This window comes from Aeromicrobium endophyticum, assembly GCF_003586285.1.
In the GTDB taxonomy this organism is placed as follows: domain Bacteria; phylum Actinomycetota; class Actinomycetes; order Propionibacteriales; family Nocardioidaceae; genus Aeromicrobium; species Aeromicrobium endophyticum.
Genome location: NZ_QUBR01000002.1, coordinates 819,914 through 833,372, shown reverse-complemented (window position 1 = coordinate 833,372; position 13,459 = coordinate 819,914). Strand labels below are relative to the sequence as shown.

Sequence of the window (13,459 nt, the reverse complement as noted above, 5' to 3'; positions counted from 1 at the left end):
CCGCTAGCCGAACAGGTCGAGCGCCCAGGACAGCACGACGGTCACGATCGCTCCGCCGCCGACCATCAGGCCGATCACGGCCACGGTGTCGCCCGTCAGCCGACCCTTCGACGCGGCGATCTCGGTGCGGGCGTGCACGCCGCTCGCGATGCACGGCAGCGCCACCAGGAGGCCGGCGAACGGGTCGAGGTAGATGGCGGCGAACGCCAGCGCTCCGCACGCCAGGCTGTAGACGGCCTTGCGGCTGACGGCCGGCGGCGCGGCTGGACCTGACATGCGGTGAGCATAGTGAGCAGCACCAGGTGGCAGCCCCGGCGCATGTCGCTCAGCGTCCGGGATACCCTGGTAACACACGACCACGAGCCGGTGCGAAGGAGGAGTCATGTCAGTACTCGACGACATCCTCGTCGGTGTGGCCGAAGATCTCGAGGCGCGCATGGCGAACACCTCGCTCGACGACCTCAAGGAGCGGGCCTCCCGCCAGCACCCGGCGCTCGACCCGATGCCGGCGTTCAGGTCCGACGGTGTCTCGGTTATCGCCGAGGTGAAGCGGTCCAGCCCCAGCGAGGGCGCGCTCGCCGCGATCAAGGACCCCGCCGCCCTGGCCGCCGACTATGCGGCCGGCGGTGCCGCCGCGATCAGCGTCCTGACGGAGGAGCGCCGCTTCGGCGGCACCCTCGCCGACCTCCGCGCGGTGCGCGGCACGGTCGACGTGCCGCTGCTGCGCAAGGACTTCATCACCACCTCCTACCAGCTGTGGGAGGCGCGCGCTGCGGGCGCCGACATGGCGCTGCTGATCGTGGCCGCCCTCGAGCAGATCGCGCTCGAGAGCCTCGTCGAGCGCGCCCGCTCGATCGGCCTCACGCCTCTGGTCGAGGTCAACGACGCCGAGGAGGTCCAGCGTGCCGTCGACGCCGGTGCCGACCTCATCGGCGTCAACGCCCGCAACCTCAAGACCCTCGAGGTCGACCGCTCGACGTTCGAGCGTCTGTCGCCCCTCATCCCGAGCACCGCGGTCAAGGTCGCGGCCTCGGGCGTGCGCGGACCGCGTGACGTCATCGACTACGCCAAGGCCGGCGCCAACGTCATCCTCGTCGGCGAGACGCTCGTGCGAGGCGATGACCCGCGCGCCACGGTCGCCGATCTCGTCGCCGCCGGCGCCCACCCCGCCCTGCAGCATCGGTGGTAGCGGCGTCACCGCTGCGGCGGTGGCGCGCCCTCGCCTGCACTCGCGCCCTCCGGCGTCGTCGACCTGACCAATGAGGAACCCATGAACCAGCCACAGCCCGCCTACTCGCAGCCCGACACCACGGGACACTTCGGACGCTTCGGCGGCCGCTTCATGCCGGAGGCGCTGGTCGCCCCGCTCGACGAGCTCGACCGCGCATGGATCGAGGCGAAGGCCGATCCCGCGTTCACCGCCGAGCTCGACCGGATGCTGCGCGAGTACGCCAACGTCCCCAGCCCCCTGTACGAGGCGCACCGGTTCTCCGAGGCGGCGGGAGCCCGCATCTTGCTCAAGCGCGAGGACCTCAACCACACCGGTGCCCACAAGATCCGCAACGTGATCGGCCAGGCCCTGCTCGCCAAGCGCATCGGCAAGCCGCGCGCGATCGCCGAGACCGGGGCGGGCCAGCACGGCGTCGCCTCCGCCACGGCCTGCGCGTACCTCGACCTGCAGTGCACGGTCTACATGGGCGAGGTCGACACCGAGCGCCAGGCCCTCAACGTGGCCCGCATGAAGATGCTCGGCGCCGAGGTCGTCTCGGTGACGAGCGGCAGCCGCACCCTCAAGGACGCGATCAACGAGGCGTTGCGCGACTGGGTCGCCAGCGTCGACACCACCTCGTACCTGTTCGGCACGGCAGCCGGTCCGCACCCGTTCCCGTCGATGGTCCGCGACCTCACCCGCGGCATCGGCGACGAGGCGCGGGCCCAGTGCCTGACCCTCGACGGGCGTCTTCCCGATGCCGCCGTCGCCTGCGTGGGTGGCGGCTCCAACGCGATCGGCCTGTTCACGGCCTTCATCGACGACCCCGACGTGCGCCTGGTCGGCATCGAGGCCGGGGGAGACGGGGTCGAGAGCGGCCGCCACGCCGCGACCATCACCGGCGGCGACGTCGGCGTGCTGCACGGCGCCCGGTCGTTCCTGCTGCAGGACGAGGACGGACAGACCCTCGAGTCGCACTCGATCTCGGCAGGCCTCGACTACCCGGGTGTCGGGCCCGAGCACTCGTTCCTCGCCGACACGGGGCGGGCGTCCTACGTGCCAGCCACCGACGCCGAGGCGATGTCGGCCTTCGACCTGCTGTGCAAGACCGAGGGCATCATCCCGGCCATCGAGTCGGCCCACGCCCTGGCCGGCGCGCTCCGGCTGGCCGAGGAGCTCGGTCCCGACTCGACGATCCTGGTCAACCTGTCGGGCCGCGGCGACAAGGACGTGCACACCGCCGCCGAGTACTTCGGCCTCATCGACGACCCGGTCGTCCTCGAGGAGGGCGAGCAGCTGTGACGGTCATCGACGAGCTGTTCGCCCGCACGCGCAGCGAGAACCGCGCGGCGCTCGTCGGCTACCTGCCGTCGGGCTTCCCGACCAAGGAGCAGTCGATCCGAGCCATCCGGGCGATGGTCGAGGGCGGTGTCGACCTCGTCGAGATCGGCCTTCCCTACAGCGACCCGGTGATGGACGGCCCCGTCATCCAGGCCGCGGCCGAGCAGGCGCTGGCCGCCGGCGCTCGCACGAACGACGTGTTCGACGTGGTCGAGGCGACCGCGGCGACCGGTGTCCCGACCGTGGTGATGACGTACTGGAACCCGGTCGAGCGGCACGGGGTCGAGCGGTTCGCCGCCGACCTGGCCGCCGCCGGCGGCTCGGGCCTCATCACGCCCGACCTCATCCCCGACGAGGCCGGCGAGTGGATCGACGCGTCGGCGGCCCACGACCTCGACCGCGTGTTCCTGGTGGCCCCGTCGTCGACCGACGAGCGTCTCGCGATGACGGTCGAGGCGGCCAGCGGCTTCGTCTACGCGACCGCGGTCATGGGCGTCACGGGAGCCCGCGAGCAGACCAGCTCGCTCGGCGAGCAGCTGGTCGCGCGTGTGCGTGCGGTCAGCGACAAGCCCGTCGGCGTCGGTCTCGGTGTGTCCAACGGCACCCAGGCCCACGAGATCGCCGCGTACGCGGACGCCGTCATCGTGGGGTCTGCCCTCGTACGCTGTCTGCTGGACGCACCCGACGAGGCCGCCGGGATCGATGCGATCCGCGCGCTGGCGAACGACCTGCGCGCCGGCGTCGAGAGGAGCTGACCATGCTCGCGTACATCCCGAGTCCGTCGCAGGGGGTCTGGCACCTCGGACCCCTGCCGCTGAGGGCGTACGCGCTCGGCATCATCATCGGAGCGCTCGTCGCGATCTGGATCGGCGAGAGGCGCTTCCAGGCCCGCGGCGGACGGCCCGGGCTGATCGGCGACATCGCCATCTGGGCCATCCCGTTCGGCATCGTCGGCGCCCGCATCTACCACGTGATGACCGACCCCGAGCTGTACTTCGGCCAGGGCCGCCACGCCGTCGACGTGTTCTTGATCTGGAAGGGCGGGCTCGGGATCTGGGGCGCGGTCCTCGGCGGTGCGCTGGGCGCCTACATCGGCTGCCGCCGCTACGGTGCGTCGTTCTCGAAGGTGGCCGACGCCCTCGCACCCGGCCTGCTGGTCGCCCAGGCGATCGGACGCATCGGCAACTACTTCAACCAGGAGCTGTTCGGGCGTCCCACCGATCTGCCCTGGGGTCTCGAGATCGCCCCCGACAAGCGGCCTCCCGGCTACGCGCAGTTCGAGACCTTCCACCCGACGTTCCTGTACGAGCTGCTCTGGAACCTGGCCGCGGCTGCCCTGATCATCGCGATCGACCGCAAGGTCCGCCTGACGGGTGGTCGCGCGTTCGCGCTGTACGCGATGTTCTACACGGCCGGACGGGTCTGGATCGAGTCGCTGCGCATCGACACCGTCAACCACATCGGACCGTTCCGCCTCAACGTGTGGACGTCCATCATCGTGTTCCTGCTGGCCCTGACGTACTTCGTCGCGACCCGCAACCGCGTGCCCGCGCCCGACGCGCTGCCCGAGGCGTCCGACGACGCCGGGATCGAGGCGGACGCCGACGAGCCGGCCGCGGACGCCGAGGCGGTCGACGGTGACGAGAGCGACCGGACGAACGACGCCGAGCGATCGGCGACGCGCGCCGACGGAGACTGACCGACCTCGCCGAGCGGTGAGCCTGTCGTCCGTCCCGGGCGGCGGCGGTGGACGAGCCGCGCATCAGGGGGCTGGATGGACGACTCCCGCACCGGCCCGGCGCTCGACGGGCGATCAGGTCACCGCGCCAGGTCGATCGGCGGCACCGCTCAGCGGGCGAGCTCCTCGCGGATGACGTCGGCGAAGGCGTCCACGTCGGCCTCGGTGGTGTCGAAGGCGGTCATCCAGCGCACCTCGCCGGCGGCGCGGTCCCAGTCGTAGAACCGCACCCGCTCGCGGATGCGGTCGGCGACGGCGTTGTCGAGCACCGCGAAGACCGCATTGGCCTGGGTGGGCTGGCTGAAGGAGAGGCCCGAGAGGTCGCCGGACGCGATCGCGTCGTCGAGGGACGACCGCAGCCGGGCCGCCATCGCGTTGGCGTGGCCGGCCGAGCGCAGGTACAGATCGTCCTCCAGCAGGGCGAGCAGCTGCGCGCTGACGAAGCGCATCTTCGAGGCCAGCTGCATCGTGAGCTTGCGCAGGTAGGGCAGGCCCTCGGTGGCGGACGGATCGAGCACGACGACCGCCTCGCCGTACAGCGCCCCGTTCTTGGTCGCCCCGAAGCTGAGGATGTCGACGCCCGCATCGGTCGTGAAGTCCCGCAGCGGCACGCCCAGCGCCGCCGCCGCGTTGGCGATGCGCGCGCCGTCCATGTGGACGGCCATGCCGCGCTCGTGCGCGTGGTCGGCGATCGCCCGGACCTCGTCGACCGTGTAGAGGGTGCCCAGCTCGGTCGTCTGCGTGATGCTGACGGTCAGGGGCTGGGCGCGGTGCTCGTCGCCCCACCCCCACGCGTGCCGGTCGACGAGCTCGGGGGTGAGCTTGCCGTCGGGGGTGTCGACGGTCAGCAGCTTGAGGCCGCTGACACGCTCGGGAGCTCCGCCCTCGTCGGTGTTGATGTGCGCCGTCGACGTGGTGACGACCGCGCCCCACCGGGGCATGAGGCTCGTGAGGGCCGTGACGTTCGCGCCGGTGCCGTTGAACACCGGGAACACCTCGACCTGGTCGCCCAGCAGGCCACGCATGGTCTCGAGCAGCCGCGCGGTCCACTCGTCGCCGCCGTAGGCGGGCTGATGACCTGCGTTGGCGGAGGCGATGGCCTGCAGCACCTCGGGGTGCGCCCCGGCGTAGTTGTCACTGGCGAAACCTCGGGACTGTTCGTGGACGCTCACGGCACCAGCCTGCCACCGGCCGCGCTGGCGCCGAGGTCAGCCTGGCCTTCGGTGACGGATCGCGCCCTCTCGTCGTAGTTTCACTCCATGACCGATGTCGACGAGCCCCTGCCCGACCCGGCGCAGATCCAGCACGAGCACCCCGACGTCACCGGCGGCTGGCTGCGGCCCGCGGTGTTCGGTGCGATGGACGGCCTGGTCTCGAACTTCGCGCTGATGATGGGGGTCGTCGGCGGAAGCCAGTCGTCCGACACCCAGCCCGTCGTGCTGGCCGGCTTGGCCGGGCTGGCCGCCGGCGCGTTCTCGATGGCAGCGGGGGAGTACACCTCGGTGGCGAGCCAGAGCGAGTTCGCCCTCCAGCAGGTCGACATCGAGCGACGCGAGATCCTCGCCAACGAGCCGGCCGAGGAGGCTGAGCTGGCCGCCATGTTCGTCGACAAGGGCATCGACGAGGACACCGCCCGCGAGATGGCGCGCGAGGTGCACCTCGACCCCGAGAACGCTGTCAGGGTGCACGCGCGCGAGGAGTTCGGCGTCGACACCGACGACCTGGCCTCGCCGATGCTGGCAGCGGTGTCGTCGTTCTTCTCGTTCGCGCTCGGCGCGATCATCCCGCTGCTGTCGTACCTCGTGGGCATCGAGTCGGCGTGGCCGGCGATCACGCTGTCGCTGGTCGGCCTGTTCGCGTGCGGAGCCGTCGTCACCCGCGTGACCGCCCGCACGTGGTGGTTCGGCGGCACGCGGCAGCTCGTGCTGGGCGGCGCCGCGGCCGGTCTGACCTACCTGGTGGGCGAGGCCGTGGGTTCATCGCTCGGCTGACCGCATGACGCCGGAGACGATGTCGCCGAACCTGTCGACGTCGGGGTAACTGAGAGTTACTCTGTGCTCGACGGAACGGAGAAAGCCATGCCCAAGATCATCCTCGTCGGAGTGGACGGTAGCGACAGCTCGCGCCGTGCCGCCGAGACCGCCGCCTCGCTGGCTGCCAGCACGGGTGCGACCCTGCACGTCATGATGGCCGCGGATGACCGCGACCGTCCTGCCGAGGGCCAGTACGTCGGCGACGTCCGACTGCAGTCGCCGGCCGAGGCGACCGCCACCGAGATCGCGGAGTCGCTCACCGGCATCGTGCCCAACGTCCAGGCGGGTCCCGCCCACGGCAAGCCCGCCGACGCGCTCGTACAGGTCGCCACCGACATCGGTGCCGACCTGATCGTGGTCGGCAACCGGCGCGTCCAGGGCATCGGACGCCTCCTGGGCAGCGTCGCCACCGACGTCGCGCAGCACGCCCCGTGCGACGTCTACATCGTCAAGACGGTCTGACCACCGCGTCGCCCTCGCTACGCTGAGGGTCGACCCTCAGGAGAACCACATGCCCAAGATCATCCTCGTCGGAGTCGACGGGAGCGAGAGCTCGCGCAAGGCCGCGACCGTCGCTGCCGAGCTCGCCGCCAGCACCGGCGCGACCCTGCACGTCCTCACCGCCGTCGACCCGCGCAGCCACGGCGGTCAGGCCGAGCCCGGGCGACCGCTCAGCGACGTCCCCGCCCTGACCCCCGGCGAGGCCGCCGAGGCGATCGCCGCCGAGGTCGCCGCATCGCTCGGCACCGTCGTGCCCCACGTCGAGAGCAGCCCCATCCAGGGCAAGCCGGCCGAGGCGCTGGTGCAGGAGGCCAAGCGGCTCGGTGCCGACCTGATCGTCGTCGGCAACCGGCGCGTCCAGGGCATCGGACGCCTGCTGGGCAGCGTCGCCACCGACGTCGCGCAGCACGCCCCGTGCGACGTCTACATCGTCAAGACGGTCTAGGGCACGCCTGGGCGCACACCCAGGCCCCGAACGTGTAATCTTGCGATGCTGTCCGAGGCCAATGTCGTCCCCGGTACGAATTTTCGTGACCATCGATGACGTAGAAAGGGCTCCAGCATGCGCGCTCAGCCCCAGTCCTTCACGGTTCAGGCCTCGCTGCCGCCGGCCCAGGGTCTGTACGACCCGGCCAACGAGCACGATGCCTGCGGTGTCGCCTTCGTCGCGACCCTGACCGGCGTTCCGAGCAACGACATCGTGCTCAAGGGCCTCACGGCCCTGCGCAACCTCGACCACCGCGGTGCCGTGGGCGGCGAGCCCGACACCGGCGACGGGGCGGGCATCCTCCTGCAGATGCCCGACCGGTTCCTGCGCGGGGTCGCCGAGTTCGAGCTGCCCGAGCCGGGCGCGTACGCGTGCGGCATGGCCTTCCTGCCCGTCGAGCCCGGCGCTGCCGCCGAGGCGCGCACCTCGGTCGAGGCCCTGGCCGCCGAGGAGGGCCTCACGGTGCTGGGCTGGCGCGAGGTGCCGGTCGACCCCGAGATCCTGGGGTCGATGTCGCGCGGCGCCATGCCGTCGTTCGCACTGCTGTTCGTCACCGCCGGTGGCGACACGCCCCGTACGGGCATCGACCTCGACCGCGTCGCCTTCGCGCTGCGCAAGCGCGCCGAGCACGAGCTCGAGGTGTACTTCCCGACGCTGTCGAGCCGCACCCTGGTCTACAAGGGCATGCTGACGACCGACCAGCTCGAGGGCTTCTTCCCCGACCTGGGCGACGAGCGCATGGAGTCGGCGCTCGCGATCGTGCACAGCCGCTTCTCGACCAACACGTTCCCCAGCTGGCCGCTCGCGCACCCGTTCCGCTTCGTGGCGCACAACGGCGAGATCAACACCGCTCGCGGCAACCGCAACTGGATGCGGGCCCGCGAGTCGATGCTCGAGAGCGACCTCATCCCGGGCGACCTGCAGCGCCTGTTCCCGATCTGCGACCCGCACGGCAGCGACACGGCCTCGTTCGACGAGGTGCTCGAGCTGCTGCACCTGGGCGGCCGCACCCTGCCGCACGCCGTCATGATGATGATGCCGGAGGCGTGGGAGAACAACGCCGACATGGACCCCGCACGCCGGGCGTTCTACGAGTTCCACTCGTCCGTGATGGAGCCGTGGGACGGACCCGCCGCGGTCTGCTTCACCGACGGCACCCAGATCGGCGCCGTGCTCGACCGCAACGGCCTGCGTCCGGGTCGCTACTGGGTCACCGACGACGGTCTCGTCGTGCTCGCGTCCGAGTCCGGCGTGCTCGACATCGACCCGGCCACGATCATCCGCAAGGGTCGCGTCGAGCCGGGCAAGATGTTCCTGCTCGACCTCGACGAGCACCGCATCGTCGAGGACCACGAGATCAAGAACGCACTGGCCTCCGAGCAGCCCTACGACGAGTGGCTCTACTCCGGCCTCGTGCGCTTCGAGGACCTGCCCGACCTCGAGCACATCGTCCACACCCACGCCTCGGTCACGCGCCGCCAGCAGGTCTTCGGCTACACCGAGGAAGAGCTGCGCGTCCTGATCGCGCCCATCGCGCGCTCGGGCGCCGAGGCGATCGGCTCGATGGGCACCGACACGCCCATCGCGGCGCTGTCCGACCGCCCGCGCCAGCTGTTCGACTACTTCTCGCAGCTGTTCGCCCAGGTGACCAACCCGCCGCTCGACGCGATCCGCGAGGAGGTCGTGACGTCGCTGGCCGGCACGATCGGCCCCGAGCGCAACCTGCTCGCGCCCAGCCCGGCGTCGTGCCGCATGCTGCAGCTGCCGTTCCCGGTGCTCGACAACGACGAGCTCGCCAAGATCCGGCACATGAACAAGGACGGCGACATGCCGGGCTTCTCGGTGCACGTCGTCCGCGGCCTCTACGAGGTCGACGGCGGGGGCGAAGCCATGCGCGCCAAGCTCGACGAGATCTGCGCCGAGGTGTCGCGCGCCATCGCCGACGGCGCCCGCATCATCGTGCTGTCCGACCGGCACTCCAACGCCGACCTGGCCCCCATCCCGTCGCTGCTGCTGACGGGTGCGGTGCACCACCACATGGTGCGCGAGAAGCTGCGCAGCCAGGCCGGGCTCATCATCGAGGCCGGCGACGTCCGCGAGGTCCACCACGTCGCTCTGCTGATCGGGTACGGCGCGACCGCCGTCAACCCGTACCTCGTGCTGGAGTCGGCCGAGGACCTCGCCCGCGAGAAGATCTTCGTCGAGGGCGTCAGGCCCGCCCAGGCGCTGCGCAACGTCCGCTACGGGCTGGGCAAGGGCGTCCTGAAGGTCATGAGCAAGATCGGCGTCTCGACCGTCGCGTCGTACACCGGTGCGCAGATCTTCGAGGCGATCGGCCTGTCGCACGAGGTCATCGACGCCTACTTCACCGGCACCTCGTCCAAGCTCGGCGGCGTCGGCCTCGACGTCATCGCCCAGGAGGTCCGCTCGCGCCACGAGCGCGCCTACCCGACCCGCGGCATCGCCGGTCCGCGCCGCCACCTCGAGGTCGGCGGCGAGTACCAGTGGCGTCGCGAGGGCCCCGAGCACCTCTTCGACCCCGAGACGGTCTTCCGCCTGCAGCACTCGACCCGCACGGGCTCGTACGAGATCTTCAAGCAGTACACGTCGCGCATCGACGACCAGTCCGAGCGCCTCATGACGCTGCGCGGACTGTTCGGCCTGAAGGAGGGGCTGCGCCCCGCCATCTCGATCGACGAGGTCGAGCCGGTCTCCGAGATCGTCAAGCGCTTCTCGACCGGTGCGATGTCGTACGGCTCGATCAGCCAGGAGGCGCACGAGACCCTCGCGATCGCGATGAACCGCCTCGGCGGCAAGTCCAACACCGGTGAGGGCGGCGAGGACCCCGAGCGCCTGTACGACCCCGAGCGCCGCTCGTCGATCAAGCAGGTCGCGTCGGGACGCTTCGGCGTGACGTCGGAGTACCTGACCAACGCCGACGACATCCAGATCAAGATGGCGCAGGGTGCCAAGCCGGGTGAGGGCGGCCAGCTGCCGGGCCCGAAGGTCTACCCGTGGGTGGCCAGGACCCGTCACTCGACGCCCGGCGTCGGCCTCATCTCGCCCCCGCCGCACCACGACATCTACTCGATCGAGGACCTCAAGCAGCTCATCCACGACCTCAAGAACGCCAACCCGTCCGCGCGCGTGCACGTCAAGCTCGTGTCCGAGGTCGGCGTCGGAACGGTCGCGGCGGGCGTCTCGAAGGCCAAGGCCGACGTGGTGCTGATCTCCGGTCACGACGGCGGCACGGGCGCGTCGCCCCTGACGTCGCTCAAGCACGCCGGCGGACCGTGGGAGCTCGGCCTGGCCGAGACCCAGCAGACGCTGCTCATCAACGGGCTGCGCGACCGCATCGTCGTCCAGGCCGACGGCCAGCTCAAGACCGGCCGCGACGTCATCATCGCCGCACTGCTGGGCGCCGAGGAGTTCGGCTTCGCGACGGCCCCGCTGGTCGTCAGCGGGTGCATCATGATGCGGGTCTGCCACCTCGACACGTGCCCGGTGGGCGTCGCCACGCAGAACCGGACGCTGCGCGAGAAGTACTCCGGCAAGGCCGAGTACGTCGTCAACTTCTTCACGTACATCGCCCAGGAGGTGCGCGAGTACCTCGCGAGCCTCGGCTTCCGGTCGATCGAGGAGGCCGTCGGTCACGCCGAGGTCATCGACATCGACAAGGCGGTCGACCACTGGAAGGCCGACGGTCTCGACCTGTCGCCGATCCTCTACGTGCCCGAGCTGCCCGAGGGTGCTGCGCTGCACAACACCACGACGCAGGATCACAGCCTCGACAGGGCGCTCGACAACGAGCTCATCGAGCTCAGCGCCGACGCCCTCGAGCGCGGTGAGCCGGTGCGGGCGCAGGTCGCGATCCGCAACGTCAACCGCACGGTCGGCACGATGCTCGGCCACGAGGTCACGAAGCGCTACCGCGGCGAGGGACTGCCCGAGAACACGATCGACCTGACGTTCCTCGGCTCGGCAGGCCAGTCGTTCGGCGCCTTCGTGCCCAGGGGCATCACGCTGCGGCTCGAGGGCGACGGCAACGACTACGTCGGCAAGGGCCTGTCGGGCGGGCGCATCATCGTCCGTCCGCCGCGCGACGCCCAGTTCACGGCCGAGGCGCACATCGTGGCCGGCAACGTCATCGGCTTCGGCGCGACCGGGGGAGAGATCTTCCTGCGCGGACGCGTGGGCGAGCGCTTCTGCGTCCGCAACTCCGGTGCCAGTGCCGTCGTCGAAGGCGTGGGCGACCACGCGCTCGAGTACATGACCGGCGGACGCGTCGTGATCCTCGGTGCCACCGGCCGCAACGTCGCGGCCGGCATGAGTGGCGGTTCCGCGTACGTCCTCGACCTCGACGAGTCGCTGGTCAACCCGGACATGGTCGAGCTTCGACCGGTGCCCGACGCCGCGGCGACCGAGCTCGAGCGGTTGGTGCGAAAGCACCTGGAGGAGACCGGGTCCGCCGTGGCCGAGCAGCTCCTCTCGCACTGGGAGCAGTCGCTGACCCGTTTCACCGAGATCATGCCGGTCAACTACCGGCTCGTGCTCGAGGCGCGTGATGCCGCAGAGGCCGAAGGCCTGTCCGAAGAAGACACCACAGCTCGCATGATGGAGGTGGCCGCTCGTGGCTGATCCCAGAGGTTTCATCAACACGCCCCGCCAGGTCGCCGATCGGCGTCCGGTCGAGGAGCGCGTCAACGACTGGAACGAGGTCTACCCCGGTGGGCCCGGCCGGGCGCTGCTGCCGATCATCACCGAGCAGGCCGGTCGGTGCATGGACTGCGGCATCCCGTTCTGCCACAACGGCTGCCCCCTGGGCAACCTGATCCCGGAGTGGAACGACCTGGTCTGGCGCGACGACTGGGACGAGGCGCTCGACCGTCTGCACGCGACCAACAACTTCCCGGAGTTCACGGGTCGCCTGTGCCCCGCGCCCTGCGAGACCGCCTGCGTCGTCGGCATCAACCGCGACGCGGTGACGATCAAGAACGTCGAGGTCTCGATCATCGACAAGGCCTGGGACGACCGCCGCGTGCGTCCCGAGCCGCCCGAGTGGCTCACGGGCAAGACCGTCGCGGTCGTCGGCTCGGGTCCTGCGGGTCTGGCCACGGCCCAGCAGCTCACGCGGGCCGGGCACACCGTCGCGGTGTACGAGCGCGACGACAAGCCCGGTGGGCTGCTGCGCTACGGCATCCCCGAGTTCAAGATGGAGAAGATCCAGGTCGAGCGCCGCATCGAGCAGATGGAGCGCGAGGGCACGGTGTTCCGCACCGGTGTGCAGGTCGGCGACACGCTGACCGGCTCGCAGCTGCGCGACCGCTACGACGCGGTCGTGCTCGCGATCGGCGCCACGGTCCGTCGTGACCTGCCGGCGCCCGGCCGCGAGCTCGCCGGCATCCACCAGGCCATGGAGTTCCTGCCCCAGGCCAACCGGGTGGCGCTCGGCGAAGAGGTCGAGGGCCAGATCCTGGCCACCGACAAGGACGTCGTCATCATCGGCGGCGGCGACACCGGCGCCGACTGCCTCGGCACGTCGGTGCGCCAGGGCGCCCGCTCCATCACGCAGCTGGAGATCATGCCCAACCCCGGCACCGAGCGTCCCGGCCACCAGCCGTGGCCGACGTACCCCATGACGTACCGCGTGTCGTCGGCCCACGAAGAGGCGGGGGAGCGCGTCTACTCGGTCTCGACGAAGGAGTTCGTCGGCGACGACGAGGGCAACGTGAGCGCCCTGCGTCTCGTCGAGGTCGAGTTCGTCGACGGCAAGCTCACCGAGGTGCCCGGCACCGAGAAGGACCTGCCGGCGCAGCTCGTGCTGTTCGCGATGGGCTTCACGGGCCCGCAGACCGAGGGCCTGGTCGACCAGCTCGGTGTCGAGCTCGACGAGCGCGGCAACGTCAAGCGCGACAAGTCGTACATGTCGAGCGTCGACGGCGTGTTCGTGGCCGGCGACGTGGGACGCGGTCAGTCCCTGATCGTCTGGGCGATCGCCGAGGGACGCTCGGCCGCGGCGGGCGTCGACGCCTACCTGTCGGGCTCGACCACGCTGCCCGCGCCCATCCCGCCGACGGCACGCCCCCTCACGGTCTGACGTCAGCACGCAACGGTTTACCACGCCGGCAGGGCATACGTCTTCCGGGCGG

General features: G+C 70.8%; 11 protein-coding genes. 9 read left to right on the top strand and 2 right to left on the bottom strand.

Features of this window, described 5'->3' with window-relative positions; genetic code table 11:
* Positions 1-3: 3 nt before the first annotated feature.
* Positions 4-276 (bottom strand): hypothetical protein, encoded by a 273-nt coding sequence (locus tag DX116_RS14575; RefSeq protein WP_119704958.1) that lies wholly within the window; start codon positions 274-276, stop codon positions 4-6.
* Positions 277-382: 106 nt separating this feature from the next.
* On the opposite strand from DX116_RS14575, the gene trpC reads away from it, so the two are divergent.
* From trpC to lgt, 4 genes are all read left to right on the top strand, one after another.
* Positions 383-1,189, top strand: coding sequence for an indole-3-glycerol phosphate synthase TrpC (gene trpC, locus DX116_RS14570; RefSeq protein ID WP_119704957.1), 807 nt, complete (start codon positions 383-385; stop codon positions 1,187-1,189).
* 81 nt (positions 1,190-1,270) lie between these two features.
* A complete protein-coding gene (trpB, locus tag DX116_RS14565; protein WP_119704956.1) occupies positions 1,271-2,512 on the top strand; it encodes a tryptophan synthase subunit beta in 1,242 nt (413 codons plus the stop codon).
* Complete coding sequence (trpA, locus tag DX116_RS14560) at positions 2,509-3,306, top strand: tryptophan synthase subunit alpha (RefSeq protein WP_119704955.1); 798 nt, start codon at positions 2,509-2,511, stop codon at positions 3,304-3,306. Before trpB ends, trpA begins: the two co-directional genes overlap by 4 nt.
* Before the next feature lie 2 nt (positions 3,307-3,308).
* Entirely contained in the window at positions 3,309-4,250 is a 942-nt protein-coding gene (gene lgt / locus DX116_RS14555) for a prolipoprotein diacylglyceryl transferase (RefSeq protein ID WP_119704954.1), read from the top strand.
* Between the two features lie 149 nt (positions 4,251-4,399).
* On the opposite strand, the gene DX116_RS14550 is transcribed toward lgt, so the two are convergent.
* Complete coding sequence (locus tag DX116_RS14550; protein WP_119704953.1) at positions 4,400-5,461, bottom strand: threonine aldolase family protein; 1,062 nt, start codon at positions 5,459-5,461, stop codon at positions 4,400-4,402.
* Positions 5,462-5,548: 87 nt separating this feature from the next.
* Here DX116_RS14550 and DX116_RS14545 point away from each other — a divergent pair, with 87 nt between their 5' ends.
* The 5 genes from DX116_RS14545 (at position 5,549) to DX116_RS14525 (ending at position 13,407) form a co-directional block, all read left to right on the top strand.
* Complete coding sequence (locus tag DX116_RS14545) at positions 5,549-6,280, top strand: VIT1/CCC1 transporter family protein (RefSeq protein ID WP_119704952.1); 732 nt, start codon at positions 5,549-5,551, stop codon at positions 6,278-6,280.
* 87 nt (positions 6,281-6,367) lie between these two features.
* Complete coding sequence (locus DX116_RS14540) at positions 6,368-6,784, top strand: universal stress protein (RefSeq protein WP_119704951.1); 417 nt, start codon at positions 6,368-6,370, stop codon at positions 6,782-6,784.
* Positions 6,785-6,833: 49 nt separating this feature from the next.
* Positions 6,834-7,268: a universal stress protein gene (locus DX116_RS14535; protein ID WP_119704950.1), complete on the top strand. Its 435-nt coding sequence runs from the start codon at positions 6,834-6,836 to the stop codon at positions 7,266-7,268.
* Positions 7,269-7,385: 117 nt separating this feature from the next.
* Entirely contained in the window at positions 7,386-11,948 is a 4,563-nt protein-coding gene (gltB, locus tag DX116_RS14530; RefSeq protein ID WP_119704949.1) for a glutamate synthase large subunit, read from the top strand.
* Positions 11,941-13,407, top strand: a complete 1,467-nt coding sequence (locus DX116_RS14525) for a glutamate synthase subunit beta (RefSeq protein ID WP_119704948.1) — start codon at positions 11,941-11,943, stop codon at positions 13,405-13,407. Before gltB ends, DX116_RS14525 begins: the two co-directional genes overlap by 8 nt.
* Positions 13,408-13,459: the final 52 nt, after the last annotated feature.

Bases quoted from the DNA above. Each gene is read 5' to 3' on its own strand.
- DX116_RS14535 (WP_119704950.1), top strand. From the start codon at position 6,834: ATGCCCAAGATCATCCTCGTCGGAGTCGACGGGAGCGAGAGCTCGCGC.
- gltB (WP_119704949.1), top strand. From the start codon at position 7,386: ATGCGCGCTCAGCCCCAGTCCTTCACGGTTCAGGCCTCGCTGCCGCCG.
- trpB (WP_119704956.1), top strand. From the start codon at position 1,271: ATGAACCAGCCACAGCCCGCCTACTCGCAGCCCGACACCACGGGACAC.
- lgt (WP_119704954.1), top strand. From the start codon at position 3,309: ATGCTCGCGTACATCCCGAGTCCGTCGCAGGGGGTCTGGCACCTCGGA.
- trpC (WP_119704957.1), top strand. From the start codon at position 383: ATGTCAGTACTCGACGACATCCTCGTCGGTGTGGCCGAAGATCTCGAG.
- DX116_RS14575 (WP_119704958.1), bottom strand. From the start codon at position 276: ATGTCAGGTCCAGCCGCGCCGCCGGCCGTCAGCCGCAAGGCCGTCTAC.
- DX116_RS14540 (WP_119704951.1), top strand. From the start codon at position 6,368: ATGCCCAAGATCATCCTCGTCGGAGTGGACGGTAGCGACAGCTCGCGC.
- DX116_RS14545 (WP_119704952.1), top strand. From the start codon at position 5,549: ATGACCGATGTCGACGAGCCCCTGCCCGACCCGGCGCAGATCCAGCAC.